Source organism: Rhizobium sp. BK313 (assembly GCF_014193655.1).
Taxonomy (GTDB): domain Bacteria; phylum Pseudomonadota; class Alphaproteobacteria; order Rhizobiales; family Rhizobiaceae; genus Rhizobium.
Genome location: NZ_JACHZQ010000001.1, coordinates 354,481 through 380,171, shown reverse-complemented (window position 1 = coordinate 380,171; position 25,691 = coordinate 354,481). Strand labels below are relative to the sequence as shown.

Here is a 25,691-nt window from a genome sequence, read left to right as displayed (position 1 = left end):
AAAGCGAAACGCAGGAGGAAGTCTTGGGCGGGCATTTTCTATCGATCGGCGAATGCATGGTGGAACTGTCGCAAGCCGAAGACGGACATCTGCGCAAGGGTTTTGCCGGCGACACCTTCAACACGGCGTGGTACGCCCGCGCTTGCCTGCCCGCCGGTTGGTCCGTCGATTATTTCACCGCGGTCGGCGATGACGCAATGTCCGACGAGATGCTGGATTTCATGAACGCGCATGACATCGGCACTTCGAATATTCGCCGCCTCCGTGGCAAGACGCCCGGCCTCTACATGATCAACCTGAAGGACGGCGAGCGCTCCTTCAGCTACTGGCGCGACAGTTCTGCCGCCCGCCAGCTCGCAGCCGACGGCGACAAGCTGCGCACAGCGATCGAAGCCTCCAACGTCCTTTATTTCTCCGGCATCACGCTGGCGATCCTGACGCATGAGGATGCGGAGACGTTGCTTTCCGAGCTTCGCCGCGCCAAGGCCGTTGGCAAATTGGTCGTTTTCGACCCCAACCTGCGCCCGCGTCTCTGGTCGGGGTTCGATGCCATGCACACGATGATCGGCGAAGGCGCCCGCGCCTCGACGCTGGTCATGCCGAGCTTCGACGACGAGGCCTCGCATTTCGGCGACGACTCGATCTCCAGCACCATCCGTCGCTACCGGCTGCACGGCGCCAATATGGTCGTCGTCAAGAATGGTGCCGAAGGTGCGACGGTCGGCACCGACGCCGGCGAAACGCTCGTTCCAGCCGTCAAGGTCGCCAAAGTCGTCGACACCACCAGCGCCGGCGACAGCTTCAATGGCGCGTTCCTCGCCCATTATCTGGAATATGACGATCCCGTCGCCGCCGCCCATTTTGCCGCCAAGATCGCTGCAAAGGTCATCCAGGAACACGGGGCTTTAGTGCCGCCGGAAAAGCTCCAAGTCTCTAGGTAGGCGCTGTAATATTTCCATCATGGACACCCCGCACAATAGAAGAGGCGCGGGAATCATCTTTGCTGCACCGTAGTTGGTTGTACCGACACTATGAGGGTGCGGTGCGGATGGAACGTTTTTGGACATGTTGCAACGCTTGTCAGACATTGATCACAGAGCATGGGCCGAAGCGGCTACCCCGGTCGCAACGCCGGAGCGCCTGCTCATCGTCAGCGATGCCTGGCATCCGCAGGTGAATGGCGTCGTCCGCTCTATCGAAAATACCAATCGCGAACTGGCGCGCATCGGCGTCGATGTCGACATGATCACGCCGGAGGGTTTTCGCAACGTCCCCTGCCCGACCTACCCGGAAATCCGCCTGTCGATCGCAAGCTACCGCAAAGTCGCCGCCAGGATCGAAGCAGTCCGGCCGACCTACGTACATATCGCAACGGAAGGCCCGCTCGGATTGACGGCCCGGCGCTGGTGCCTGAAAAACGGCATGCCGTTTTCGACCAGCTATCACACCCGCTTCCCCGAATATGTCGCGGCCAGGCTGCCGATCCCGCAAAGCTGGCTCTACGCCTTCGTCAGATGGTTTCACAATGCCGGTTCCGGCTGCATGGTGGCAACGCCGAGCCTCGCCAATGAGCTCAAGCAGAAGGGAATCCACAATCTGCTACCCTGGAGCCGCGGCATCGACTCGACGCTTTTTCGTCCGCAGCCCCTGGAGGACAACCCCTTCGGCCTGCCTCGCCCGATTTTCATGACCGTTGGCCGCGTGGCGCTCGAAAAGAACCTGCCGGCCTTCCTCGACCTTAATCTGCCCGGCTCAAAGGTGGTCGTCGGTGACGGACCGGCGCGCGCAGAGTTGCAGAAACTTTATCCGAAGGTGCTCTTCCTCGGCTCGAAGTTTGGCGAAGCGCTGGCGCATGCCTATTCGCAAGCAGACGTTTTCGTCTTCCCGTCAAAGACCGATACATTCGGCAATGCCATTCTGGAAGCACTGGCGAGCGGCGTTCCCGTCGCTGCCTATCCCGTCACCGGCCCCGCCGATATTCTTGGCGGCAACGATGCAGCAGGGGTCGTCGACGACGATTTGGCGAAAGCCTGCCGTGCAGCACTCTCCTCTTCCCGCGAAGCGGCTCGCGCCCTGGCGCTCAACTATTCCTGGGAAGCTGCCACGACACAATTCATCGGCAACGTCCGCGTCGCCAATCATCGCGGTCGGATGTTGGCGCGAAACCGCTGAGCGTAAGCTGTTCGTCACCCGCCGGCGGCAATTGTCGCGCGCGGTGCAAGGCGCGTATCGGCTCAATATTCCCTTCGACCCTATAGACGGCGAGAAATGCAATGGCCGGGCCGCTGCATCCCTTGGCAGCATGTGACGGCCACGGTCATGTTGCCGCCGGTGCTGTCACCCGCCGCTACCGGACGGCAGGGGTCGACATTGAATTCCATGGCATACTCCGCCACATACTTGATAGCGGCATACGCCTGCTCGCGGGCGGTAGGATATGGCACCTCTGGCGAACAAATTTTGAGTTGGGCTCCAGGGCGCAATCGGCGGCGGCGGTTCTTAAGGCATTTTGCATCGGGCAAGACCGCTTATCGATAAAATTATGAAAATGCATAACTGTCATGCATTTTTATGTATACGATTATTTATCGCACGATTTAAATAGAGTCGCTTACGGAGTGTTAGAGATGACAGACGATCCATTGAAACTGGACACTTTCATATGCTTCGCCCTCTATTCGGCGAACCATGCGATGAACCGGCTATACAAACCCATGCTCGATGAGCTGAACCTCACCTATCCGCAATATCTCGTCATGGTGACGTTGTGGGAGGAGGACGGCCAGACCGTCGGCGGTATCGGCGAAAAGCTTTTTCTGGAATCAAGCACGCTGACGCCGTTGCTGAAGCGCCTGGAAGCTGCCGGCTTCATTCAGCGTACCCGCAGCAAGGAAGATGAGCGACAGGTGCTGATCCGCCTGACGAGCGAGGGTGTAGCGTTGAAGAAAAAAGCCGCAGCCATTCCCGCTTGCATCCTTGATGCATCGGATACCACGGCCGACGAACTGACGCGGTTGAAGGCAGAAATCATTACGCTGCGCGAAGCGCTTAGCAGGAACGCGGCCTGACCCTTCAGGCCTTCACCGCTTCTTTTTGGTCTCGTAAGGATTTTCCGACGAGCGGAAATGGATGCGGATCGGCACTCCCGGCATGGCGAAATCTTCACGCAGGCCGTTGATGAGATAGCGGACATACGATTCCGGCAGCGCATCCGAGCGCGTGCAGGAAATCATGAAGGCAGGCGGGCGCGCCTTTACCTGTGTCATGTATTTCAGCTTGATGCGCCGACCGGAAACCGCCGGTGGCGGATGCTGAACCTGCTGCGTCTCCAGCCAGCGATTGAGCTTGGCGGTCGACACGCGCTTATTCCAGACCTTATCGGTATCGACGATCGCCTGCATCAGCCGGTCCAATCCATCGCCCGTCTGACCGGAAATCGGCACGGCGCGAATACCGCGCGCCTGCGGCAGCAGCCGGTCCGTCTTTTCGCGCAGATCAGCAAGCACGGCCTGACGATCCTCGATCATGTCCCACTTGTTGAAGGCAAGCACAGCAGCGCGGCCCTCGCGGATGACGAGATCGACGATTTGTAAATCCTGCTTCTCAAAGGGAATGGTGGCGTCGAAGACGATGACCACGGTCTCGGCGAAACGAATGGCGCGCAACGCATCGGCGACTGACAGCTTTTCCAGCTTTTCGATGACCCTGGCCTTGCGGCGCATGCCGGCGGTATCGAACATTTTCACAGTACGGCCGCGCCAGGTCCAGTCGACCGAGATCGAGTCGCGGGTAATTCCAGCTTCCGGACCGGTAAGCAGCCGATCCTCGCCAAGGAAGCGATTGATAAGTGTCGACTTGCCGGCATTCGGGCGGCCGACGATGGCGACGCGCAGCGGTCGTGTCTCGTCATAGACCGGCTCCTCGTCGATTTCTTCACCGTCCTCGCCGACGGCTGGGCGTGGAATGCTGACATTCGTCTCCGCCTCGTCATCCCTCGGCGGAAACGCGCGCTCATGGCCAAGCGCTTCGACGATCGCGTCGCGCAGATCCATCATGCCCTGGCCGTGCTCCGCAGAGATCGGGCAAGGCTCGCCAAGGCCGAGCGTGAAGGCATCATAGAAGCCACTGTCGGAACCACGCGCTTCAGATTTGTTGGCGACAAGTACCACCGGGCGGCCGCGCTTGCGCAGCATTTCAGCCAGCGCCTTGTCGACATGCGTGAGGCCCATCTTGGCGTCGACGACGAACAGCGTCAAATCGGCCTCGTCGATCGCCGCTTCCGTCTGGGCGCGCATTCGACCTTCCAGCGTTTCCTCGTCGGCTTCTTCGAGACCGGCGGTATCGACAATGCGAAACTTAAGGTCGATCAGTCGCGCGTCGCCAGGGCGGCGGTCGCGCGTCACACCCGGCGTGTCGTCGACAAGCGCCAGCTTCTTACCAACCAGACGGTTGAAAAGAGTGGACTTGCCGACATTCGGGCGACCGACGATCGCGACCGTGAAACTCATTTAGTGATTTACCCTTCAGCCGTTTGCAACCGGAGCCTTGCCGGACGCGGTGATGAGATCGAGCAGCATCTGGGCGCGGTTGCCGACATTGCGCGGGCTCTGGGGATCGTCGACGATCGCCTGGAACCATTGCCGTGCCTTGGCGAAATCGCCGGCTTTATAGGCGGCGAGACCCAGCACGTCGCGTGCAGAATGCCGGAAAGCATTGGCCGGCACGGCCAATTCCTGGGCCTCTGCCGCGACCTGGTCGTAAGTGCCCGTGTCGACAAGCAGATAAGCCGCGCGCAGGCGAGCCGAATCCTGGATAACGGTCGGAACGCCGGTTTCCTTGCCGATGGCCGAGAAGGCCGCAATCGCGCCAGCGGTGTCGCCCTTCTGCGCCTGCAGAGTGGCGGCCCGCATACGCGCCAGCAACGGATAGGAGCCGTGTCCATTTTTCTCGATGGAAGCGAGTGCAGCCAGTGCCTCGTCGGTCTTGTTCTGGTCGGCAAGCGTCAGCGCGGAAATGAACTGATCCCCGCTGCTGCCCGCCTGATGACCCTGCCAATAGCGATAGCCGCTATAGGCAGCGGTGCCGAGAACGATAAGCACGGCGCCGCCGATGATAAGCCGGCCAAAACGGCGCCATACGAACCGCAACTGGTCCGAACGCAGTTCCTCGTTCACCTCGCGGATGAAGCTATCGTCGTTGAATGCCATTCTCGTCTCCGGCTCAGGCCAAATTATTCCAAAGAGCTTATGGGGTAGTGTAGTGGGGCCTTCTACTCCATTTTACGGCCGTTGTAAGGGGGAACGGCAGAAATCGTCACATAACGAGCGGCGAAACCCCGATAATCCACTCGTGAAGCTTCCAAATGATCAATCCCCAGACGACGATGCCGATGACGATGGCGTAAAGATCGTATTTCGCCGAAACGAAGGGCCGAAGCGAAATCTCACCAGCGCGTTCGCGCCGCTTCAGCGAAATGCGCAGAATGACGCCCCAGGCGAGGAACGCGGCAAAGAGCAGCATGGCGGCGCCGTCGCCATTGGAAAGCAGATGCGCCAGCGCCCAGATCTTCACCGAGAGCACCATGGGATGCTTGGTTCTGACCGCGATATGCCCCGCCGGCAGCAGCGAGGCGACAAAACAGATCAGCGCAAAAAGCATCAGCAGAATAGTGATGTGGCTCATCCAGAACGGTGGAGACCAGATTGGCGTTGCATCCCTCGCCTGCCCGAAGCCGTAGATCAACAGAATCAGCGTAACGATGCTGGCGATCGAATAGCCGATCTTCCAGCCGGGTTCTCCGAGGCTCGAAATCATCGAGCGGCGGAAACCGGGTACCAGGACGCGGATCAAATGGACGCCGAGGAAAAGAATAATGCCGAGGATGAGCAATGACATGAGTGAAATCCCGTTCGTGTCTTGTGAAGACATCAGTATCGACTATGGCGAAAAATTGCCAGCGCGACCGCAGCTTTGCCGCATTTCAACAGCAGGGAAAAGCCAACCTCTTGCATGATCCCGACCCGAAAACCCGCGAAGCGAAAAGTGCGAGCGGTTTTCGGGGAGAACATGCCCAATCAAATAATCCCGGTGCCCATGTTTCGCTTTATCTCTTTTACCTCTCTCGCCCTTTCCCTGGCTCTCCCGGTTACGGCACAAGCCGATGAAAAGCCGAAGCAGCTTGTGATGATCTCCTTCGACGGCGCGCATGACAATGCACTGTGGACGAAGAGCCGCGAGATCGCTTCGCGCAATGGCGCGCATTTCACCTATTTCCTGTCCTGCACCTTCCTGATGAATCATGATCAGGCCAAGGCCTATCAGGCTCCGGGACAGAGGGCCGGCAAATCGAATGTCGGTTTCGCCAAGAGCGAGGACGACGTGCGCACCCGCGTCGCCAATATCTGGGGCGCGCATCTCGAAGGCCATGATATTTCCAGCCACGCCTGCGGCCATTTCGACGGCAAGAAGTGGACATCGGCGGACTGGCAACAGGAATTCATGAACGCACGCATTGCGCTGCGCGACGCCTGGAAGAATGTCGGCGAAGCGGACAAGGAGCCCCAGGGCTGGCAGGAGTTTGCGACAAAAGATGTCAAAGGCTTCCGCGCGCCGTATCTTTCCACCAGCGACGGCCTGGTACCGGCCGAAAAAGCCATGGGTTTCCAATACGACGCCAGTCTGGTGACCAAGGGGCCGATGTTGCCGCAGGTGGTCGACGGCATCTACCGCTTCGGCCTGCCGCTGATTCCCGAAGGCCCCGACCACCATCTGGTGATCGGCATGGACTATAATTTCTATGTCCACCATTCCAAGGGCGTCGAAGACAAAGCGGACAGCAAGTCCTTCGAAGACCGGACCTTCGATGCTTTCGAAGCCGCCTTCGCCAAACAATATGACGGCGACCGCATCCCGCTGCAGCTCGGCTTCCATTTCGTCGAAATGAACGACGGCGCCTATTGGCGGGCCCTAGACCGCTTCGTCAGCGACGTCTGCCACAAGGACGGCGTCGCCTGCGTCAGCTATTCCCAGGCGATCCCGCTGATTGCGGCGCGGGGTAAGGGGCAACAGGGGTAGGCGAAGTGGTCACCGCCCCGCCTTTCCCGAGCTAGCTGGACCTGCGTTTGAGGCGCCAGCCAGCCCTTCGCTGGTACCCAGGGTGTTCGTCCGGGCTCTGCCCGACCGCTCCTCACCCTCACCCATCAACATGTACGACGCCAGTCTCACGCTCGAGATAAGTCTGGTCGATTTTCGGCAGCGGCTCATCATCGATTGCCGCTTCGAAGGCCTTGAGGCGCTTGTGGATCGACAATAGCTCGATGATCGTCGTCCAGGAATTGACGAGATACTGGAACGAATTGCTGACCTGGCCGAAGGCCGTCGCGATCTGCTGGTATATGCCGTAGGTGATTGCACCTGCGACAAAAGTCGGAACCAGCATGAACAACACGAACATCGAGTCTGCCTGCAGATAGAAATAGCGGGCGACGTTGAAATAGACATAGTGGAAATAGATGCGGAAGTAGTTGCGCCTCACATTTGCGAAGAGCTCCCCGACGGTCGCCGGCTGCGCGCGGTCGGCATTATCTTCGCCGTAAACGAGCTCCTTGCGGTAGGCCGCCTCCACACGCTGGTTCTTGAAATTCAGGCCGGGCAGCTTGATGCCGGCAACCGCCAGCAGCACCGTGCCAAAAACCGACCAGAAAAGCGCCAGCCAGAAGAGCGAGTGGGAAATCTTGCCGATAATCGGCAGCTCGGTGACATAGCTCGAGAGCGCAAGCAGAATCGGCAGAAACACGATCAGCGTCATCACCGAATTGATCAGGCTGATACCCAATCCTTCCAGCGTGCTCGAAAAGCGCATCGTATCTTCCTGCACGCGCTGCGAAGCGCCTTCGATGTGGCGCAGCTTTTCCCACTTCGACATGTAGAAGCTGTTCATCGCGGTGCGCCAGCGGAAGATATAATGGCTGGTGTAGAAGTCCGTCAGGATAGAGACAAACATGCTGAGGAAAGCGATCTGCGCAAAGATAATCATCAACGTGTAGAAACTCTCCACGGTCACCCCAGGCTGCTTCGTGAGCGCAGCCTGCAATAGGTCACCGAAAGGACGGCGGAAGTTGTTGACGACCACAGACACTTGGACACCAAAATAGGTGACCAGAATAATCAATGCCGAGCCCCAGATCGACCAGAGCTTCCAAGGATGATCCCAGGCTTTGATGTGCCATGCGCCACAGAAGATCACCGTGCATAAAAAGAAAAACCCGTAGAACCAGAGATTCCCCCACAGCAGGAAATAACTGAGATCATAGGGCTCCTGCCCTTCTGCTGGCATGACGAAGCCCAGATGCGTCCCCAAATCGGAAAGAGACGCATACCAGACCGCTATACATAAAATCGCCCAGACCACCATAGAGGTGAAGAACAGCTTCGGCTGAGGGAAGAAAGAGTGAAACACGAGAGGCAAGCTTTCTTGATTGGGTCCAGTGACCGCAATGACGTTTATTCGCGGCGAACCTAAGGCAGTTCGGTAGAGGCGGCAACCGGCCTACTCGTATTCTTACATAGATGTAATCGCTTATCCCATGATCGTGATGCGATTGTTCAGCGCCGGTTTCCCGTTTTAGGAAGTCGAACCCGTCGCCGCTCCGCAATCGGCACCCCCACACAGCAAAAATTCGACGCCCTCTTGCATGACGCTATCTTACGATATATATCTTACGACATGACTAACGATATAAATCCTCATCATCAAAGGAGACACGCTATGAGAGGCTTTAGAGATCGCATGTTCGGCGATAGCTTTGACACCGTCGAGGCATATATCCTACGACATGGCGAAAGCCGTGATTCACACGGGCGGCACAGGAGAGACTTCATGAGAGGCTTCAAGGGCGGCATGTTCGGCGGCGGGTTTCGTACCGGCCGGAAATTCGACGCCGCCGATCTGCAGCTCATCATCCTCGCCCTGCTTTCCGAGCAGCCCCGGCATGGTTATGAACTGATCAAGACACTGGAAGAGCGATCCGGCGGCTTTTACGTGCCGAGCCCGGGCGTCATCTACCCCGCCCTCACCTATCTGGAAGAAACCGGCCTAGCCGAAGTCGAAGCCAGCGGCACGAAGAAGCTCTACCGCATCACCGAGAGCGGCCAGAAGCGGGTCGAAGAGAACCGCGAGCTGGTCGAGGCGACGCTCGCCAAGCTGGCTGCCATCGGCGAAAGAATGGCGCATGTCAAACGGGCTTTTGACGGCGAAAACACTGGCGACGATGAAGGCCGTGACGGCCCATTCGGCCGCGATGCCGGCGATGTTCACCGCGCTCGCCACCTTCTGCACACGGCGCTGCGCTCGAAATATCCATGGAGCAAGGCCGAAGGTGCACGCATCGCGGCGATTCTCGAACGCGCCGCCGCGGATATCATCCGTGCTGAGACGAAGGCGGAAGACTGAGATCCTGCCGCTCAGTTGTCCGCTAGGGTCAGGATCATCGGCCCGTTGCGGGTGGCGACAACGGTATGCTCGAACTGAACCGTGGCCGCGCGTGGATCAGCATAGAGCGTCCAGGCATCGTCGCCGCCCTCCGCCCAGGTGGCACCGAGCGACAGAAACGGCTCTACGGTGAAAACCAGGCCGTCCTGCATGATACGGGTTTCATCGGGATCGGCCCAGGTCGACACCTCCGCCGGCTCCTCATGCAGCGAACGGCCGATGCCGTGGCTGGCGAGATTGGCGATCAGGGTATAGCGATTCTTCTGGGCAAAGGCACCGACAGCGTGGCCGATCTTCGAGAAAGGCGCGCCGCTGCGCACCTGGTTCAGCCCGACCCATAGAGCCCTCTTACCGTCGCGGCAAAGACGCTCGACCTTCGGCTTGACCGGCGGCACCGCGAAGGACGACCCGGTGTCGGAAAAGAAGCCATCCTTCTCGGCGGAAACATCGAGATTGACGAGATCGCCGGCCTGAATCACCCGCGGGCCGGGAATGCCATGCGCCACTTCCTCATTGACGCTGATGCAGGTGGCGCCAGGAAACTTATAGACAAATTCCGGTGCGGAACGCGCGCCGGAGTCTTCCAGCACCTTTCGGCCGATGGCGTCGAGCTCCAATGTGGTGATGCCAGGCTCCAAAGCAGCCGCCATCGCCTGCAGCGCATTGGCGCAGATGCGGCCTATCTCCTTCAGCTTGGTCAGTTCGTCGTCGTTCGAGATGATCATCCACGGCTTCCGGCTGGCATGCGCCTCCTGAGGCAGAGGCTCAAGCCGTCGCTTTCGCCTCTTCGCTTTGTTCAGTCAATGCCTTTCTGACAAGCGGCGCGACTTTCGTACCATAGAGCTCGATGCCGCGCATGATCTGCTCATGCGGCATTGTGCCGATCGCCATTTGCAGCAGGAAGCGGTCATTCCTAAACAGTTTGTGATGAGCGACGATCTTCTCCGCCACCACTTCGGGATCGCCGACGAAGAGCGCGCCATGCGGCCCGCGCGATTGTTCGAAATGCGCAGGGGTCGTCGGCCCCCAGCCGCGCTCGCGGCCGATGCGGTTCATCACCTCGGCCTGCGGCCCGTAGAACTGATCAGCGGCCGCCTCTGTCGTATCGGCGACGAAACCGTGGACGTTGATACTGGTTTTCAGCTTGGCCTGATCTTGACCAGCGCGGCGGGCGGCCTCGCGATAGAGATCGACAAGCGGGGCAAACCGGCGCGGCTCGCCGCCAATGATGGCGAGCGCCATCGGCAGGCCGAGCGCACCTGCACGCGCCACCGATTGCGGCGTGCCGCCGACCGCGACCCAGATCGGCAATGGATCCTGCAGCGGTCGAGGGTAGACACCTCGCCCATGGATCGGCGCGCGGAGTTCGCCCGTCCAATTTACGTGCTCGCTGTCGCGGATCGCCAAAAGCAGGTCGAGCTTTTCCTCGAAAAGCTGGTCGTAATCTTCGAGATTATAACCGAAGAGCGGGAAGGACTCGATGAAGGAACCCCGTCCCGCCATGATCTCGGCGCGACCGTTTGAAATGAGGTCGAGCGTCGCGAACTGCTGGAAGACGCGCACCGGATCGTCCGAGCTCAGCACTGTCACAGCGCTAGTCAGTCGGATGGTCTTCGTCTTTGCCGCAGCCGCTGCGAGCGCGACAGCCGGGGCCGACGCCGCATAATCCGGCCGATGATGCTCGCCGAGCCCGAAAACATCGAGGCCGACCTGATCGGCCAGCTCAACCTCCTCGATCAAATTCCTCAGGCGGCGCGCTGCTTCCGCGCCCTTGTTGAGAGCGGGATCGGGATCGACGTCCGCGAACGTATAGAGGCCAAGTTCCATGATTAAAAATCCATCCGTTGTTGACGGACGAAATAAGAAGACAAGGCGGAAATCGCAAATATGAATTGTCGAACGGTTTGTTCGAGGAAGTTGATAGCGACCTCTAATTCGAATCCGAAATCAACGCTTTGTTCGCTACTTCGGAATCACCTCATGTTGAACATCAAAGGCGTGGGTCATCCGCCAGCAAAGCCCAGCGCTCATGATCGCACCAGACTCCACCGATTTTCAGATATTTGGGCGAGAATCCCTCCTTGCGGAAGCCGAGCCTTTGCACCAACGCGATGGAGGTATGGTTCGCAGGCTGGATATTCGCCTCCAGCCGATGCAAGCCGACATCGTCGAAACCGTGGGCGATCGCCAGACGCAACGCCTCGGTCATGAAACCTTGGCCGGCAAAGGCCACCATACCGTGATAGCCGAGAAAGGCGCTACGGAAACCACCCCAGACCATCTGGCTGATATTGACCACCCCGACAATGCCGCCTGAGCCGGCGTCGCGCGCGACCAGGCCGATATTGGATCCCGTCACGGTCTGCCCGAACCAGGCGTCGAAGCCATCCCGATCCACGAAAGGGTAGGCCCATGGCTCATGGTAAGCGCGGCTCGCGACATTCGCCGCAATCAGTTCGCCGGCATCCGATTGCCTGACCGGTGCGATGATGACTTGTGGCATGGCTCGCTCCACGAACAGATGAGGGAGCGAGCCATATCAAATCGAATCCAAAATCAACAGCTTCAGCGCATAAACGGAATCATTTTTCGAACTGCTTCATAGCGTAGATAGAGTCCGCCCCAGGCGATGACGCCGAGATAAAGACCGAACAGCAGATGCGAGAACACCGGGCTAGCGACCCGGAGATGCGTCGCCATCGCCCCGCCGAGCAGACCAGTAAGGAGGATCGCCCCGAGAACCGACGTCTGCGGAATGGCATAGAGAACGGCGCAGACAAGCGTGATGACGCCGAGCAGCCGCGCCAAAGCCGGATCGCCGGAATAGCCGAGCGCTGCCATCGTCTCTGTGACGACAGGCAAAGGAATGAGCTTGATGACGCCGTCGAAAATAAGAAAGGCGACAATCAAGCCGCTGAGAATAGTGCCGGCCACACGCTGTACCCGCGAGCTGGACGGTGATTCTGTTGCATAGGACATTGCTGTATCCCCCGGAATTGAATCAGAAATTCAGAGTTTCGCAGCAAGAGCCGCCAGTTGGTCGGTGCATTGGCCCCACCCCTCATGAAAACCCATCTTTTCATGCGCTTCGCGATCTTCCGCCGTCCAATGCAGGACTGTCGCGGTATAGCGAGTCTTGCCGTCGCCGAGATCGTCGAGCTGGATGGTGCCCACCATGAAGGGTTTGGCCGACGGCACCCAAGCACTGGTGAAGGCATCCGTGAAGACGATCCGCTCATTCGGCACCACCTCGAGATAGACGCCGACGTTCGGGTAATCCTCACCCTCGGGACTGCGCATGGTGACTGAGCTTGTGCCGCCGGTACGAACGTCGAGTTTGGCCGCCGAAGTCGTCCAGGGCAGTGGTGCAAACCATTGCTTCACAAGCACCGCTTCCGTCCAGCAGCGGAAGATCTTCTCCCGCGGTGCGTCGATGACGCGGGTGAGAGAAAGCTCGTGGCGGGTATTCCGTTCGGTCATGTCGTGTTCCTTTCTTTCGTCTGAAACGGCCTGATCGGCCTATGCCTCAAGGACGCCGAAAGCAGCCTCTTCCCGACATGCGTGAGGCTAATTTTCCGATTATTTTGCGACTGCCGGGGCCGCCGCGCTGAGGCGATCGAGCTGATGACGGATATGGGCAGCTTCGGCGGGTGAATGGGCAAGCGCGATGGCACGATCGAAGGCAATGTGCGCCTCGTGCGGCCGGCCCAACTGCGCAAGCAATGCGCCCCGAAGCCCGTGAAAGTAAAAATAGCAATCGAGTTTGTCCGTCAGCGGCTCGACCAATGCCAGCGCCTCCTCCGGTCCCTTGAGTTTGGCAACAGCGACAGAGCGGTTCAGGGTGACGACCGGCGACGGGTGCAGCCGCTCCAGCGTTTGATAGAGCAGATCGATCTCCGCCCAGTCCGTATCCTCGGCCCGCTTGGCCCTGGAATGCAGCGCCGCGATCGCGGCCTGAAGCTGATAGGGTCCGGGGCGGCGATGGCGGATTGCCTTGTCGAGCAGAGCAAGCGCCTCGTCGATCAATTTGCGGTTCCAGAGCGACCGGTCCTGTTCCTCCAGCAGGATGATCTGGCCGTCTGCATCGAAGCGGGCCGTATTTCGCGATTGCTGCAGCAGCATCAGCGCCAGCAGACCCATGATCTCCGGCTCTGCCGGAAAGATGCGCAGCAACAGTCGTCCCAATCGGATCGCCTCATCGGCAAAGGCAGAAGCCTCGCGGCCCGGCCCGCCGGCGGAATAGCCCTCGTTGTAGATGAGATAGATCATGGCACTGACCAGCGCCACGCGCTCGGCCCGCTCGACGGCACCCGGCGTCTCGAAAGGCATGCCGGCAGCAGCAACACGCGCTTTGGCGCGGGTGATGCGCTGCTCCATCGCGCTTTCGCTGACGAGAAAGGCACGAGCGATCTGCGCCACCCTAAGACCGGAGACGACGCGCAGCGCCAGCGCGATCTGTTGCGTCGCCGGCAGGTCGGGGTGACAGCAGATGAACAGCAACCGCAGAATATCGTCACGATAGTTGGAGCCGTCGAGCCGGTCTGCAAGATCGCTTTCGGCGTCGCCAGTATCGGAGATCGCCTCTTCGTCCGGCAAGCCTTGCGTCTTCGACTGCTTGCGCACCGCGTCGATGCCGCTGTTGCGGCCGACGAAGATCAGCCAGGCAACGGGATCGCGGGGCGGCCCCTTGTCCGGCCATGTCTTCAATGCCCTGAGGCAGGCCTCCTGAAACGCTTCCTCGGCAATGTCGAGATTGCGGAAATACCGCAGCAACGCGCCGAGCACCTGCGGCCGGGCGTTGGTGAACGCGATATCGATCCAGGCTAGATCCGTCATGTTGCCATCGTCCCCGGTCTAAAGGCATGAAGCGGGCGGATCTCATAGGAGCCGGCACCAGGATTGGCGATGGCCAGTTTCTTTGAAAATTCAATCGCTTCGTCAAGCGTCTCAAAGTCGATGACATAGAAGCCCAGCAATTGTTCCTTCGTCTCGGCGAAGGGTCCGTCGATGATGAGCGGCTCGTTCTTGCCCTTGCGCAGCGTCGTTGCCGCCGTTGTCGGCATCAGCCGGGCGACCGGGCCGAGCTTGCCGGCTTCACCGAGCGGCGCCTGCACCGCGATCAACCGGTCCATCGTCACCTGCTCCTCTTCCTTGGACCAGGAAAACACGGTGTCTTCGTCGTTGTAGCATAGGATCGCATAGAGCATCAGGACATCCTTCTTTTATAAAGACGAAAGAGTATCGCCTGCGCCGACACGGCGCGTCAAAAATTATCGCAGGAGAAAACTACACGCCGCCGCGCCGGACCATTAGCGCCCCAGCTTTTGCATCCAGGACAGCAACCGCGCCGATCGGCACGCTCGACGGACTAGGTCCATGTCCAAGCGGCAGGCCACCGAGCACCGGCACGCCGAGTGCATCGAGATGTTCGCGCAGGATATCGATGACCGAGAAACGGCGGTCGAATTCAAAGCGGGTGAATTGGCCAATCGCAACACCTGCCAGACCATTCAAATGCCCCGCCTTACGCAACATCGTCAACTGCCGGTCCACCTGCCCGCGATACATGTTGACGGCTTCAAGCAACAGGATGGCACCGCGCAAATCCGGCAAGGCCCAGCCGGCCGCCGTAGCGACCATATCGAGATTGCCGCCGATCAATCGCCCGGTGACCGCTCCCTCGGTCGTCAGAGCCGACGTCGGCTCCTCGGGGCGCGAGCGGATGACGATATCCTCTGAAGTCATGAGCGCCCGACGAAGGGAACTGCTGGTTTCCACGCTGACATCCTGTTCGCCCTCGTTGACGAAAAGCGCGCCATGGATACCGACCTGCCGGCAGTGCTTCCACAGGCTGAGATGTAACATGGTGATATCGCTGAAACCGATGAGAAACTTCGGATCACGCCGGACTGCCGCGAAATCCAGCCGGTCGGCGATGCGGTAAGACCCTTTGCCGCCGCGCGTGGCGAAGATCGCCCGAACCTCGGGATCACGGAGCGCGGCATTGAAATCCGCCAATCGCTCCTCATCCGTCCCAGCAAGATAGTCCTGCTTGCAAAAAGCATGTTCGCCGAAATCGACGTTGAGCCCCCAGCTCTTCAGCATTTCAGCATGCCTTAAAATAAGGTCCTTGTCGGGCGGGCTTGCAGGCGAAACGAAACGGACTCTGTCGCCGCGCCGGAGCGGCGGCGGCATGAGAACGCGGTCGGATTCGGTTCGATCAAGTGATTCCATGCCGGGATTTTGGCACGGAACGATGATGGGCGTTAGCCTTCGGTCGCGCGCCTATGTGACCGCCTCGATTGCGACCGGAATTCCCCTCTTCAGCGAATTGCTGACCATGCATCTCGCCTTGGCCTGATCGATCACCGGCTGAGGATCGGAACCGTCGAGCGTCTCGCATGATACCGTCATCGTCGCAGCCTTGGTAAACGACAGGTCGCTCTCCAGGTCCACGCGCACGGAGATGGAGATTTTTCCCAACCCGACACCCATCTCGGCTGCAACATAGTGCAGATCGTTGCAGAAACATCCGCCGATCGCCAATCCCAGCAGTTGCGCACCATTGAAACCAAGCCCCTGCCCGCCGGCACGGCCTGGCGGACGGTCGACGACAACGGTGTGGCCGCCGGCCCAGCCCAACGCCGCCTGCGTATCCTCGACATTGCGCAATTCAACGGTCACGGACACCATGGCTGATCTCCTCATTCGTCGGAAAGACGAACGATTGCACGATCAACGCAGGGATGGAGTCAAGAGAGTAGCCCGTTTTGAGGCCGGACGTGCAGACTTTTCAGGGCTTTCCGACTCCTGTCGGGCGGGGGCCTTGCCGTCCCACAATGGCAATCCGAGGGATTCCGATACGGTTGGATCGGCCGTAAAGACCGGATAACCCCGCTCCATCAACCGCAACAGAATTTCCCTATCCCTTTGAATGTGCAGCCGGGCCAGATTTGCGTGGTTGTAGATATGCCCACCGGAAGCGGGATTGATTCCGGTGATGATCACCGCGGTGGCACCGTTATAGAGCGCGAAGAGCACGGCATTGATGCCGTTCGAACATTTGTCGTCCGCACCCAGTTCGCTGCATCTTACGCCGCCAACCAGGTCGAGAAGCGCCATACGCTTATAGCGATCGACGATTTCAAGATTGTCGTATCGATAGTCGAAAGCTTTCAGCCCGTCCTCCAGCCGCTCGCGCCCTTTTCGCCAGAGCAGAACGTAAAGCTTCTTCGTCCGCTCGCCACTGAGGACGCGGCGCACTTCGACGGCGTTGGTATTCGTCCCCTCGATCTGGTTGAATTGCACGAACGTGACATCCGGCGCCTCGATACCCCAGGCCTTTGTCACGACCTGAGAGCCGTTGATGGTGATGACCTTGAACGTTCTGTCGAAATCCGCGGGCTTGTGTGACACCGGCGCCGATCCGACCACGACAACGGGTCCGGAAAACGGCTCGACGAGCGTGGGAGGCTTCGGCCGGCAAAGCCAATATTTCACGCTCCGATAAAGGTGTTTCTTCAATTCCGTAAAACTAGCTGCCATGTCCCGCCCTGAAGTCGCGAAAGGCGTTCACCCGAAGACAGGTGAGCCCAACCACAACCGCTTCAACGACATAGGTCGCTGAATCGTTCCCCGGCTTACTATCGCTGCTTCATGCTATATTAGGAAAATAAAGAAATCTTACACAGTCTAATCTTAGGTGAGCTGCCTCTTAACCGCGCCTACTCGGTACTCAATGTCCGTCTTACTGCGTCGCGCCATCCCTTCAGCTTCACGGTCCGTGTCTTCTCGTCCATCTCAGGCTCGAAGCGCCGGTCCCGGGCCCAAGCCTTGGCAAAACTCTTGCGGTCTGGCCAGACGCCGGCGCGGCTACCGGCAAGCCAGGCGGCGCCGAGTGCTGTGGTTTCGAGGATGGTCGGACGGTCGACGGGCGCGTCGAGCAGATCGGCGAGCCGCTGCATCGTCCAATCGGAGGCGACCATGCCGCCGTCGACCCGCAAAACGGTCTCCTTGCCGCTGCCGTTGCGCCAATCCTTATGCATGGCGTCCAGCAGATCGCGCGACTGGTAGCAAACAGCCTCCAGCGCAGCGCGGACGATTTCCGCAGGGCCGGTATTGCGGGTCAGCCCGAAGATCGCGCCGCGGGCATCCGGATCCCAATGCGGCGCGCCGAGACCGGTGAAGGCCGGCACCAGATAGACCTCCTGCATCGGATCGGCCTTTTCCGCCAGCCCGTCGGAATCGGCGGCGCGCTTGATTGCCTTCAATCCGTCGCGCAACCATTGTACGGCCGCTCCGGCGATGAAGATCGAGCCTTCCAGCGCATAGGTCGTTTCTCCGTTCAGCCGGTAGGCGATGGTGGTCAGCAGGCGGTTTTTCGAGCGCACCATGTCCGTGCCGGTGTTGAGCAGCGCAAAGCAGCCGGTGCCGTAGGTGGATTTCATCATGCCGCGCTCAAAGCAGGCCTGGCCGATGGTCGCCGCCTGCTGATCGCCGGCGACGCCGAGGATGGGAATCGCCGCCCCGAAGATCGACGTGTCGGCAACGCCGAAATCGGCGGCGCAGTCCTTCACCTCCGGCAGCATGGCGGCGGGAACGCGCAGAATCTCGAGCAGATCTTCGTCCCACGCGTTGTTGCCGATATTGTACATCAGCGTGCGAGAAGCGTTGGTCGCGTCGGTGACAAAACTCTTGCCGCCGGTGAGCCGCCAGATCAGGAAGGTGTCGATGGTGCCGAAGCAGAGCTCGCCCTTGGCGGCACGCGCGCGGGCGCCTTTCACATTGGCCAGCATCCAGGACAGCTTGGTGCCTGAAAAATAGGGATCGAGCAGCAGTCCGGTATGGCGGGTGAAGAGCTTTTCCAGATCCTGTCGCTTCAGCTTCTCGCAATAGCTTGCGGTACGGCGGTCTTGCCAGACGATGGCGTTGTGGATCGGCTTGCCGGTCTTGCGGTCCCACACCACAACGGTTTCGCGCTGGTTGGTGATACCGAGAGCGGCGATATCCTTTGCAGTAATGCCGGCCGTCTCAATAGCCTTGTTAACGGTCGAAACGACGGAGGCCCAAATTTCCTCCGGGTCATGCTCGACCCACCCAGGCTTCGGATAATGCTGCGTGAACTCCTTCTGCTCGATGCCGGCGATCTTCATGTCACCGTCGAAAACGATAGCCCGCGTCGACGTCGTACCCTGGTCGATCGCCAAGATATAACCGCTCATGCATTCCTCCCAATTGTTCCTGTCCCAAATCAACAGATACGGCAGCAAAACGAATGTGAAAAGAAAGCAAAACGAAATTTTTGCGGAAATGCTTCATTCCACCTCGCGAATATATGAAGCGAACCGTCGCAAAAGAGTCTTGCAGCGATGCGATTGCCATATCCGCCGGTTTGGGACTAACCTCAAACCGCTATTGCGCTGCAACATCAGCCGCGCCGTCCAAGGAGAAGATCATGGCAAGAACAGTCGTTGTCACCGGTTCTACAAGCGGTATCGGCCTCGCCATCGCGACCGCCTTCGCCGCCAAAGGTGAAAACATCGTCCTCAACGGCTTCGGCAAGCCCGAAGAAATCGATGCCATCAGGAACACGCTCGAAGCGTCTGGTGGCGGCAAGGTGATCTACCATCCAGCCGACATGACCAAGCCCGCCGAGATCGCCGATCTGATCGCGACAGCCAATTCAACCTTCGGCAGCGTCGACGTCCTCGTCAACAACGCCGGCATCCAGCATGTGGAGAAGATCGAGGACTTCCCGATCGAGAAGTGGGACCAGATCATTGCCATCAACCTATCGAGCTCGTTCCATACCATCCGCGCCGCTATTCCGCTGATGAAGGCGAAGAAATACGGCCGCATCATCAACATCGCCTCGGCCCACGCCCTCGTCGCTTCGCCCTTCAAGTCCGCCTATGTCGCCGCAAAACATGGTATAATGGGCTTGACTAAGACGGCAGCGCTCGAGCTTGCCGAATTCGGCGTCACCGTCAACGCCATCTGCCCCGGCTATGTCTTGACCCCTCTCGTCGAAGCGCAGATCCCGGATACAGCCAAGGCGCGCGGCATGACGGAAGAGCAGGTCAAGAGCGAGGTCATCCTCAAGGCACAGCCCACGCATGAATTCGTCAAGGCCGAAGAGATCGCAGCATTGTCGCTCTATCTTGCCAGCGACGATGCTCGTCAGGTCACCGGCACGCACGTCTCGATTGACGGTGGCTGGACCGCGGAATAACGATAGATGGTCGAGCATGATCCCAAAAAGTGCGAAGCGGTTTTAAGATCATGATCAACCAAACAGACGGAACGAGATAGCGGTTCGAAGAAAGTTGTCTCGTTCCTTGAAAAGCAAAAAACAATTGGGAACGATATGAACGACAGCATCCGCTTTATCCTCAACGGCGAGGATATCTCTCTTTCCAGCCTGCGCCCGACTGAGACGCTCCTCGATTTCCTGCGTCTCAACCGGCATCTGACGGGCACGAAAGAAGGATGCGCGGAAGGCGATTGCGGCGCCTGCACTGTTCTGGTCGGCCGGCTGATCGATGGCGGACTGCATTACGAGGCCGTCAATGCCTGCATCCGTTTTGTCGGCTCGCTGCATGCCACCCATGTCGTCACCGTCGAACATCTGGCCGCCAAGGACGGCACGCTGCATCCGGTGCAGCAGGCCATGGTCGACTGTCATGGCTCGCAATGCGGTTTCTGCACGCCGGGTTTCGTCATGTCGCTCTACGGCCTGTGGCTTACGACCGAAAAGCCGAGCCGGGAGCAGATCGAAAAATCCCTGCAGGGCAATCTCTGTCGGTGCACAGGTTATGAGCCGATCGTCAAGGCAGCCGAACAGGTGAGCCAGATGCGCCCGAGCGCCCTGTTCGACCCCCTGGAAAAAACCAGGGCCGACATCATCGCGCGCCTCTGGGCCATGCAGGACGGCGATACCATCACCGTCACTTCCGGCGAGGATCGCCTGATCGTACCGGGCTCGGTCGCAGCGCTTGCGCAAGTGTTGGCCGACGAGCCGAAGGCAATCATCGTCGCCGGCTCCACCGATGTCGGCCTCTGGGTCACCAAGCAGATGCGCAAGCTCGACCCGGTCGTCTTCATCAATCATCTGACCGACTTGCAGAAAATTACCTTGGAAGACACCGGCCTGACCATCGGCGCCGGTGTCACCTACAGCCAGGCGTTTGCCGCCATGGCCGAGAAGATCCCGGCGCTCGCAAGCCTGATCAACCGCATCGGCGGCGAGCAGGTGCGCAATATGGGCACGATCGGCGGCAATATCGCCAACGGATCGCCTATTGGCGACACGCCGCCGCCACTGATCGCGCTCGGCGCGACGGTCAAGCTGCGCTCCGTTACTGGCACCCGCGCGTTGCCGCTGGAAGACTTCTTCATCGACTACGGCAAGCAGGACCGCAATCCCGGCGAATTCGTCGAAAGCGTCTTCGTGCCCTACCCGGCCGAAGGCACTCATTTCGCTGTTTACAAGATCTCCAAGCGTCGTGATGAGGATATTTCGGCGCTCTGCGGTGCTTTCCATCTGGCGCTGGATGCGGCCGGCAACGTTGCCGATATCCGCATCGCCTTCGGTGGCATGGCCGGCACGCCGAAGCGTGCCCGCACGGTCGAAGCCGAGCTGATCGGCAAGCCCTGGACGGAGGCGACGGTGACCGCCGCCCGCCCCGCCTTCGATGCCGACTACACGCCGCTCACAGACTGGCGCGCCACCGCCGAATACCGACAATTGACTGCCAAGAACCTGCTCATCCGCTTCTATCTCGAAACGGCCGGTGCGCCGCAGGAATTGCAGCGCTTTGCAACGGTGGAGGCATAATCATGGACAAATCCACCTTCGAGGAACGCAAGGTCATCAACGGCTCGATGCATGGTTCGCTGAAGCACGACTCGGCGCACAAGCACGTGACGGGTGCTGCCGACTATATCGACGACCTACCGGAACCGGCCGGCCTGCTGCATGGAGCACTCGGCCTCTCCGACCGCGCGCATGCCGACATCGCCGGCATCGACCTCTCCGAAGTCAAAGCCTATCCCGGCGTCGTCTGGGTGTTCACGGCCGAGGATATTCCTGGGGTCAACGATACCAGTTCCAACGGCATGCATGACGAGCCACTGCTCGCCGATACCAAGGTCGAGTTCCACGGCCAGCCGATCTTCGCCGTCATCGCCGAGACCCGCGAGATCGCTCGCCGGGCAGCAAGGCTCGCCAAGATCGACTACCGCGACCTGCCCCATTGGAGCGATATCGACGGGGCGCTCGCCAACGGCGGACCGGTCGTCTACGAGCCGATGACGCTGAAGCGGGGCGAGCCGGAAGCCGAGATGGCCAATGCCAAGCACCGCATCAAGGCGCAGATGCGCATCGGCGGCCAGGAGCATTTCTATCTCGAGAGCCACATCGCCATGGCGATCCCCGGCGAAGACGACGAAGTGACCGTCTGGTCATCCACCCAGCATCCGAGCGAGATCCAGCATATCGTCGGCCATGTCCTGAACATTCCGTCCAATGCCGTTACCGTCAATGTGCGCCGCATGGGCGGCGGCTTCGGCGGCAAGGAGACGCAGGGCAATCAGTTCGCCGCACTCGCCGCCGTCGCCGCCAAGAAGCTCGGCCGCGCCATCAAATTCCGCCCCGACCGCGACGAGGACATGGCAGCCACCGGCAAGCGCCATGACTTTCTGGTCGACTACGAAATCGGCTTCGACGATGACGGCCGTATCCACGCCGTCGATGCGACCTACGCCGCCCGCTGCGGCTTCTCCTCCGACCTCTCCGGCCCGGTCACCGACCGCGCGCTGTTCCACGCGGATTCGAGCTATTTCTACCCGCATGTGCATCTCGTCTCGAAACCGCTGAAGACGCACACCGTTTCCAACACCGCCTTCCGCGGTTTCGGCGGCCCGCAGGGCATGGTCGGCGGTGAACGCTTCATCGAAGAGATCGCTTATGCGCTCGGTAAGGACCCGCTGGAGATTCGGCGCGCGAATTTCTACGGCCAGCCCGGCTCTGGCCGGACGCTGACGCCCTATCACCAGGAGGTGGAGGACAACATCATCCACCGTATCGTCGATGAACTCGAAGACTCCTCCGACTATCAGGCGCGGCGCGATGCCATCGTCGAGTTCAACCGCTCCAGCCGCTTTATCCGCAAGGGCATTGCGCTGACGCCTGTGAAATTCGGCATCTCCTTCACCATGACCGCCTTCAACCAGGCCGGCGCGCTGGTGCACGTCTATCAGGACGGCTCGATCCACCTGAACCACGGCGGCACCGAGATGGGCCAGGGCCTCTACACCAAGGTGGCGCAGGTGCTGGCCGATAGCTTCCAGGTCGATATCGATCGGGTGAAGATCACTGCGACCACCACGGGCAAGGTTCCCAACACTTCGGCGACTGCGGCCTCCTCCGGCTCCGACCTCAACGGCATGGCTGCCTTCGACGCCGCCCGACAGATCAAGGAGCGCCTCGTTGCCTTCGCCGTCGAGAAATGGAGCGTTGGCGCCGAAGAGGTGCAGTTCCTGCCGAACCGGGTGCGCGTCGGCGATCTCGAAATCCCCTTCCCCGATTTCATCAAGCAGGCCTATTTCGCCCGTGTGCAGCTTTCCGCCGCCGGCTTCTACAAGACGCCGAAAATCCATTGGGACCGCAAGGCCGGCCGCGGCACGCCGTTCTATTATTTCTCCTATGGCGCCGCCTGCTCCGAAGTCTCGATCGACACGCTGACCGGCGAATATCTGATCGACCGCACCGATATCCTCCACGACGTCGGCCGTTCGCTGAACCCGGCGATCGATATCGGCCAGGTCGAAGGCGCCTTCGTGCAGGGCATGGGCTGGCTGACCACGGAAGAACTCTGGTGGGATGACAAGGGCCGGCTGCGCACGCACGCGCCGTCCACCTACAAGATCCCGCTCGCCTCCGACCGGCCGAAGATTTTCAACGTCCGCCTTGCCGAATGGTCCGAAAATGCCGAGGCCACCATCGGCCGCTCCAAGGCCGTTGGCGAACCGCCCTTCATGCTCAGCATCTCGGTACTTGAAGCTCTGTCCATGGCCGTCGCGAGCGTCGCGGATTACCGTGTCTGCCCGCGGCTCGACGCGCCGGCAACACCGGAACGGGTGCTGATGGCGGTCGAGCGCCTGAAAGGGATGTGACCATGGCGATCCGCGAAGTGCTTTCCGGCGTCATACCCAGGAGCGACTTCCGCGCATTTCTGGCGGGCCGCCCCGTCTCCATCCTTGTCGAGATCATCGGAACGCAGGGCTCCACCCCGCGCGAGGCTGGAACCTTCATGCTCGTTTCCGAAAATGCCATCTGGGGCACGATCGGTGGTGGGCAGTTCGAATTTTTGGCGATCCAGAACGCCCGCGAATTGTTGATGGGCGATGGCGTCGAGATGATGGACATACCGCTCGGGCCGGAGATCGGCCAATGCTGCGGCGGTCGCACCCAGCTGCGTTTCCAGAAAATGACGACACAATTGCTGGAAGAGCTCGAAGCCAAACGGGCGAGCGAAGCGGAACATCGACCGGAGACCTATCTCTTTGGCGCAGGACATGTCGGGCATGCATTGGCCGCCGCGCTCGCGCCTCTGCCGCTTTCCGTGACGGTGATCGAGACCCGGAAGGAGGAATTGGCAAACCTGCCGGCAGAGACGAAGACAAAGCTTTCGCCAATGCCGGAAGCATTGGTGCAGGATATTCCCGCAGGCTCAGCGATCGTCATCCTGACCCATGATCACGCCCTGGATTTCCTGATCGCCAAGGAAGCGCTCGCCCGCACCGACCTTGCCTATGTCGGCATGATCGGCTCGGTGACCAAGCGCGCCACCTTCTCCCATTGGCTAACCCGCGAGGGCGGTGACAAGGCCTCGCTTGAGCGGCTGACGCTGCCGATCGGCGGCGCCGCGGTGAAGGACAAGCGCCCGGAAGTCATCGCCGCCATGACGGCCGCAGAGTTGCTGACGGCCTTCGCGGCTTACGCCATCCGATCATCCTCGTAACGCGGACCGCGCCCGTCGAGAAAACCGAGATCGCGTTTGAGCCGGTCGGGCATCTCATCCAAATCCAGCCTCGGTGAAGGCCCTGTGCTCCCCGCAAAGACCTGCGTCAGTACCCCCAGCGCTCGAGCCAGAACGGAGGGTCTAGCGGCATTCATCTGCTCTATAGCATAGCAATCCATGAAAGCACCTCAATCCAATCGATGATATGGATTGCAGTTTGCCGCTGAAAATGCTGGAATTCCAATCGAACAACCGTCTGTATACATAAAGAGAACTTATCCATGAAACTGTCAAAACAGTTTCCGCTGAATGCACTCCGCGTCTTCGAGGCCGCCGCCCGGCACGGCAGTTTCACCCGCGCCGGCACGGAACTGGGCATGACGCAGACGGCCGTCAGCTATCAGATCAAGCTTTTGGAGGAGAATGTCGGCGAGCCGCTGTTCCTGCGCCGCCCGCGCCAGATCGAGTTGACGGAGGCGGGCGCGCGGCTGGCGCCGAAGGTCAGCGAGGCCTTCAGCATGCTGCATGAGGCAATGGCTTCGGTCAGCGGCGGTGCCGAATCCACGCTTCTCATTCATTCAACGCCGACCTTCGCATCGCAGTGGCTGGCTCGCCACCTCGGCTCATTTCAGCTACAGCACCCGAATGTCGCAGTACGGCTCGCCACATCAGACGCGCTCATTGATTTCTCCCGTGAACCGTCCGATATCGCCATTCGCAATGGGCGCGGAACATGGCCGGGCCTGCGCGCGCATCTGTTGATGAAAATGAACTTCACGCCGATGCTCAGCCCGGAGTTGGCGGCCAGCATCGGCGGCGTCCATACGCCGGCCGATCTTCTCAAACTTCGGATCATCGATGCCGGCGACCCTTGGTGGGCACAATGGTTCGAAGCAGCCGGAGTTCCCGACCCTGGCCTGCAAGGCAGACCGAAAAGCAGGCTTGGGGCGCAATCCTTCGAGGCGAGTGCCGCGATCGCCGGACAAGGCGTCGCCGTCCTGACACCCGAATTCTATGCCGACGACTTAGCCGCCGGTCGGCTGATCCAGCCCTTCGATATCCTCTGCAACGATGGCTCGAACTATTGGCTTGCCTACCCCGAGAACAGGCGTCATACGCCGAGAATCCGTGCCTTCCGGAACTGGATTCTCGGCGAATTCGGTATGCCGTTGGAATGA

27 protein-coding genes are annotated in these 25,691 nt (G+C 60.0%); 10 read left to right on the top strand and 17 right to left on the bottom strand.

Features of this window, described 5'->3' with window-relative positions; genetic code table 11:
* Positions 1–23: 23 nt before the first annotated feature.
* Both FHT86_RS01795 and FHT86_RS01790 read left to right on the top strand, forming a co-directional pair.
* The gene (locus tag FHT86_RS01795; RefSeq protein WP_133705160.1) at positions 24–941 is read left to right on the top strand and encodes a sugar kinase; all 918 of its coding nucleotides are present in this window, start codon (positions 24–26) and stop codon (positions 939–941) included.
* A gap of 124 nt (positions 942–1,065) precedes the next feature.
* Positions 1,066–2,172 carry a glycosyltransferase family 1 protein gene (locus FHT86_RS01790; protein ID WP_133705159.1) on the top strand — a complete coding sequence of 369 codons (1,107 nt, stop codon included), beginning with the start codon at positions 1,066–1,068 and terminating at the stop codon, positions 2,170–2,172.
* Positions 2,173–2,252: 80 nt separating this feature from the next.
* Here FHT86_RS01790 and FHT86_RS38575 read toward each other — a convergent pair whose 3' ends face one another.
* Positions 2,253–2,444: an alpha/beta hydrolase fold domain-containing protein gene (locus FHT86_RS38575; protein WP_409527576.1), complete on the bottom strand. Its 192-nt coding sequence runs from the start codon at positions 2,442–2,444 to the stop codon at positions 2,253–2,255.
* A gap of 183 nt (positions 2,445–2,627) precedes the next feature.
* On the opposite strand from FHT86_RS38575, the gene FHT86_RS01780 reads away from it, so the two are divergent.
* A complete protein-coding gene (locus tag FHT86_RS01780) occupies positions 2,628–3,068 on the top strand; it encodes a MarR family winged helix-turn-helix transcriptional regulator (RefSeq protein ID WP_133705157.1) in 441 nt (146 codons plus the stop codon).
* A 12-nt stretch (positions 3,069–3,080) separates the two neighbouring features.
* On the opposite strand, the gene der is transcribed toward FHT86_RS01780, so the two are convergent.
* From der to FHT86_RS01765, 3 genes are all read right to left on the bottom strand, one after another.
* Positions 3,081–4,508: a ribosome biogenesis GTPase Der gene (gene der / locus FHT86_RS01775; RefSeq protein WP_133705156.1), complete on the bottom strand. Its 1,428-nt coding sequence runs from the start codon at positions 4,506–4,508 to the stop codon at positions 3,081–3,083.
* Between the two features lie 15 nt (positions 4,509–4,523).
* The gene (locus FHT86_RS01770; protein WP_133705155.1) at positions 4,524–5,207 is read right to left on the bottom strand and encodes a tetratricopeptide repeat protein; all 684 of its coding nucleotides are present in this window, start codon (positions 5,205–5,207) and stop codon (positions 4,524–4,526) included.
* Between the two features lie 106 nt (positions 5,208–5,313).
* Positions 5,314–5,895, bottom strand: coding sequence for an NnrU family protein (locus FHT86_RS01765; RefSeq protein ID WP_133705154.1), 582 nt, complete (start codon positions 5,893–5,895; stop codon positions 5,314–5,316).
* A gap of 198 nt (positions 5,896–6,093) precedes the next feature.
* Between FHT86_RS01765 and FHT86_RS01760 the strand changes: the two genes are divergently transcribed.
* Positions 6,094–7,074 carry a polysaccharide deacetylase gene (locus FHT86_RS01760; RefSeq protein ID WP_133707040.1) on the top strand — a complete coding sequence of 327 codons (981 nt, stop codon included), beginning with the start codon at positions 6,094–6,096 and terminating at the stop codon, positions 7,072–7,074.
* Positions 7,075–7,192: 118 nt separating this feature from the next.
* Here FHT86_RS01760 and sbmA read toward each other — a convergent pair whose 3' ends face one another.
* On the bottom strand, positions 7,193–8,458 hold the full coding sequence (gene sbmA / locus FHT86_RS01755; RefSeq protein WP_133705153.1) for a peptide antibiotic transporter SbmA: 1,266 nt from the start codon (positions 8,456–8,458) through the stop codon (positions 7,193–7,195).
* Positions 8,459–8,878: 420 nt separating this feature from the next.
* Here sbmA and FHT86_RS01750 point away from each other — a divergent pair, with 420 nt between their 5' ends.
* Positions 8,879–9,451 (top strand): PadR family transcriptional regulator, encoded by a 573-nt coding sequence (locus FHT86_RS01750; protein WP_133705152.1) that lies wholly within the window; start codon positions 8,879–8,881, stop codon positions 9,449–9,451.
* Between the two features lie 11 nt (positions 9,452–9,462).
* Here the strand turns inward: FHT86_RS01750 and map are convergent, their stop codons facing one another.
* From map to glpK, 11 genes are all read right to left on the bottom strand, one after another.
* Entirely contained in the window at positions 9,463–10,215 is a 753-nt protein-coding gene (gene map / locus FHT86_RS01745; protein WP_133705151.1) for a type I methionyl aminopeptidase, read from the bottom strand.
* 40 nt (positions 10,216–10,255) lie between these two features.
* On the bottom strand, positions 10,256–11,317 hold the full coding sequence (locus tag FHT86_RS01740; RefSeq protein ID WP_133705150.1) for an LLM class flavin-dependent oxidoreductase: 1,062 nt from the start codon (positions 11,315–11,317) through the stop codon (positions 10,256–10,258).
* Positions 11,318–11,480: 163 nt separating this feature from the next.
* Entirely contained in the window at positions 11,481–11,993 is a 513-nt protein-coding gene (locus tag FHT86_RS01735; protein ID WP_133705149.1) for a GNAT family N-acetyltransferase, read from the bottom strand.
* 62 nt (positions 11,994–12,055) lie between these two features.
* Positions 12,056–12,469 carry a DoxX family protein gene (locus FHT86_RS01730; protein ID WP_133705148.1) on the bottom strand — a complete coding sequence of 138 codons (414 nt, stop codon included), beginning with the start codon at positions 12,467–12,469 and terminating at the stop codon, positions 12,056–12,058.
* A 30-nt stretch (positions 12,470–12,499) separates the two neighbouring features.
* On the bottom strand, positions 12,500–12,970 hold the full coding sequence (locus FHT86_RS01725; RefSeq protein WP_133705147.1) for an SRPBCC family protein: 471 nt from the start codon (positions 12,968–12,970) through the stop codon (positions 12,500–12,502).
* Positions 12,971–13,069: 99 nt separating this feature from the next.
* Positions 13,070–14,326 (bottom strand): RNA polymerase sigma factor, encoded by a 1,257-nt coding sequence (locus tag FHT86_RS01720; protein WP_133705146.1) that lies wholly within the window; start codon positions 14,324–14,326, stop codon positions 13,070–13,072.
* Entirely contained in the window at positions 14,323–14,697 is a 375-nt protein-coding gene (locus FHT86_RS01715) for a YciI family protein (RefSeq protein WP_133705145.1), read from the bottom strand. The genes FHT86_RS01720 and FHT86_RS01715 overlap by 4 nt, the downstream gene beginning before the upstream one ends.
* A gap of 79 nt (positions 14,698–14,776) precedes the next feature.
* Positions 14,777–15,685 carry an LD-carboxypeptidase gene (locus FHT86_RS01710; RefSeq protein ID WP_133707039.1) on the bottom strand — a complete coding sequence of 303 codons (909 nt, stop codon included), beginning with the start codon at positions 15,683–15,685 and terminating at the stop codon, positions 14,777–14,779.
* A 90-nt stretch (positions 15,686–15,775) separates the two neighbouring features.
* A complete protein-coding gene (locus tag FHT86_RS01705) occupies positions 15,776–16,183 on the bottom strand; it encodes an OsmC family protein (protein WP_133705144.1) in 408 nt (135 codons plus the stop codon).
* A 42-nt stretch (positions 16,184–16,225) separates the two neighbouring features.
* Entirely contained in the window at positions 16,226–17,035 is an 810-nt protein-coding gene (locus FHT86_RS01700) for a membrane-anchored protein (protein WP_133705143.1), read from the bottom strand.
* Positions 17,036–17,214: 179 nt separating this feature from the next.
* Complete coding sequence (gene glpK, locus FHT86_RS01695; protein ID WP_133705142.1) at positions 17,215–18,711, bottom strand: glycerol kinase GlpK; 1,497 nt, start codon at positions 18,709–18,711, stop codon at positions 17,215–17,217.
* 233 nt (positions 18,712–18,944) lie between these two features.
* On the opposite strand from glpK, the gene FHT86_RS01690 reads away from it, so the two are divergent.
* The 4 genes from FHT86_RS01690 (at position 18,945) to xdhC (ending at position 24,513) form a co-directional block, all read left to right on the top strand.
* Positions 18,945–19,721 (top strand): 3-hydroxybutyrate dehydrogenase, encoded by a 777-nt coding sequence (locus FHT86_RS01690; protein ID WP_133705141.1) that lies wholly within the window; start codon positions 18,945–18,947, stop codon positions 19,719–19,721.
* 135 nt (positions 19,722–19,856) lie between these two features.
* A complete protein-coding gene (gene xdhA / locus FHT86_RS01685; RefSeq protein ID WP_133705140.1) occupies positions 19,857–21,326 on the top strand; it encodes a xanthine dehydrogenase small subunit in 1,470 nt (489 codons plus the stop codon).
* A gap of 2 nt (positions 21,327–21,328) precedes the next feature.
* The gene (xdhB, locus tag FHT86_RS01680) at positions 21,329–23,665 is read left to right on the top strand and encodes a xanthine dehydrogenase molybdopterin binding subunit (RefSeq protein WP_133705139.1); all 2,337 of its coding nucleotides are present in this window, start codon (positions 21,329–21,331) and stop codon (positions 23,663–23,665) included.
* 2 nt (positions 23,666–23,667) lie between these two features.
* On the top strand, positions 23,668–24,513 hold the full coding sequence (xdhC, locus tag FHT86_RS01675; protein ID WP_133705138.1) for a xanthine dehydrogenase accessory protein XdhC: 846 nt from the start codon (positions 23,668–23,670) through the stop codon (positions 24,511–24,513).
* Here xdhC and FHT86_RS37715 read toward each other — a convergent pair.
* Positions 24,489–24,692, bottom strand: a complete 204-nt coding sequence (locus FHT86_RS37715; protein ID WP_133705137.1) for a hypothetical protein — start codon at positions 24,690–24,692, stop codon at positions 24,489–24,491. The genes xdhC and FHT86_RS37715 overlap by 25 nt on opposite strands.
* Before the next feature lie 102 nt (positions 24,693–24,794).
* On the opposite strand from FHT86_RS37715, the gene FHT86_RS01670 reads away from it, so the two are divergent.
* Entirely contained in the window at positions 24,795–25,691 is an 897-nt protein-coding gene (locus FHT86_RS01670) for a LysR substrate-binding domain-containing protein (RefSeq protein WP_133705136.1), read from the top strand.

Coding starts and splice junctions, on each gene's coding strand:
- FHT86_RS01700 (WP_133705143.1), bottom strand. CDS start 17,035: ATGGCAGCTAGTTTTACGGAATTGAAGAAACACCTTTATCGGAGCGTG.
- glpK (WP_133705142.1), bottom strand. CDS start 18,711: ATGAGCGGTTATATCTTGGCGATCGACCAGGGTACGACGTCGACGCGG.
- FHT86_RS01730 (WP_133705148.1), bottom strand. CDS start 12,469: ATGTCCTATGCAACAGAATCACCGTCCAGCTCGCGGGTACAGCGTGTG.
- FHT86_RS01735 (WP_133705149.1), bottom strand. CDS start 11,993: ATGCCACAAGTCATCATCGCACCGGTCAGGCAATCGGATGCCGGCGAA.
- FHT86_RS01710 (WP_133707039.1), bottom strand. CDS start 15,685: ATGCCGCCGCCGCTCCGGCGCGGCGACAGAGTCCGTTTCGTTTCGCCT.
- FHT86_RS01750 (WP_133705152.1), top strand. CDS start 8,879: ATGAGAGGCTTCAAGGGCGGCATGTTCGGCGGCGGGTTTCGTACCGGC.
- FHT86_RS01725 (WP_133705147.1), bottom strand. CDS start 12,970: ATGACCGAACGGAATACCCGCCACGAGCTTTCTCTCACCCGCGTCATC.
- FHT86_RS01720 (WP_133705146.1), bottom strand. CDS start 14,326: ATGACGGATCTAGCCTGGATCGATATCGCGTTCACCAACGCCCGGCCG.
- der (WP_133705156.1), bottom strand. CDS start 4,508: ATGAGTTTCACGGTCGCGATCGTCGGTCGCCCGAATGTCGGCAAGTCC.
- FHT86_RS01770 (WP_133705155.1), bottom strand. CDS start 5,207: ATGGCATTCAACGACGATAGCTTCATCCGCGAGGTGAACGAGGAACTG.
- map (WP_133705151.1), bottom strand. CDS start 10,215: ATGATCATCTCGAACGACGACGAACTGACCAAGCTGAAGGAGATAGGC.
- xdhC (WP_133705138.1), top strand. CDS start 23,668: ATGGCGATCCGCGAAGTGCTTTCCGGCGTCATACCCAGGAGCGACTTC.
- FHT86_RS01715 (WP_133705145.1), bottom strand. CDS start 14,697: ATGCTCTATGCGATCCTATGCTACAACGACGAAGACACCGTGTTTTCC.
- FHT86_RS01790 (WP_133705159.1), top strand. CDS start 1,066: ATGTTGCAACGCTTGTCAGACATTGATCACAGAGCATGGGCCGAAGCG.
- FHT86_RS01765 (WP_133705154.1), bottom strand. CDS start 5,895: ATGTCATTGCTCATCCTCGGCATTATTCTTTTCCTCGGCGTCCATTTG.
- FHT86_RS37715 (WP_133705137.1), bottom strand. CDS start 24,692: ATGGATTGCTATGCTATAGAGCAGATGAATGCCGCTAGACCCTCCGTT.
- xdhB (WP_133705139.1), top strand. CDS start 21,329: ATGGACAAATCCACCTTCGAGGAACGCAAGGTCATCAACGGCTCGATG.
- FHT86_RS01760 (WP_133707040.1), top strand. CDS start 6,094: ATGTTTCGCTTTATCTCTTTTACCTCTCTCGCCCTTTCCCTGGCTCTC.
- FHT86_RS01690 (WP_133705141.1), top strand. CDS start 18,945: ATGGCAAGAACAGTCGTTGTCACCGGTTCTACAAGCGGTATCGGCCTC.
- FHT86_RS01705 (WP_133705144.1), bottom strand. CDS start 16,183: ATGGTGTCCGTGACCGTTGAATTGCGCAATGTCGAGGATACGCAGGCG.
- xdhA (WP_133705140.1), top strand. CDS start 19,857: ATGAACGACAGCATCCGCTTTATCCTCAACGGCGAGGATATCTCTCTT.
- FHT86_RS01670 (WP_133705136.1), top strand. CDS start 24,795: ATGAAACTGTCAAAACAGTTTCCGCTGAATGCACTCCGCGTCTTCGAG.
- FHT86_RS01780 (WP_133705157.1), top strand. CDS start 2,628: ATGACAGACGATCCATTGAAACTGGACACTTTCATATGCTTCGCCCTC.
- FHT86_RS01740 (WP_133705150.1), bottom strand. CDS start 11,317: ATGGAACTTGGCCTCTATACGTTCGCGGACGTCGATCCCGATCCCGCT.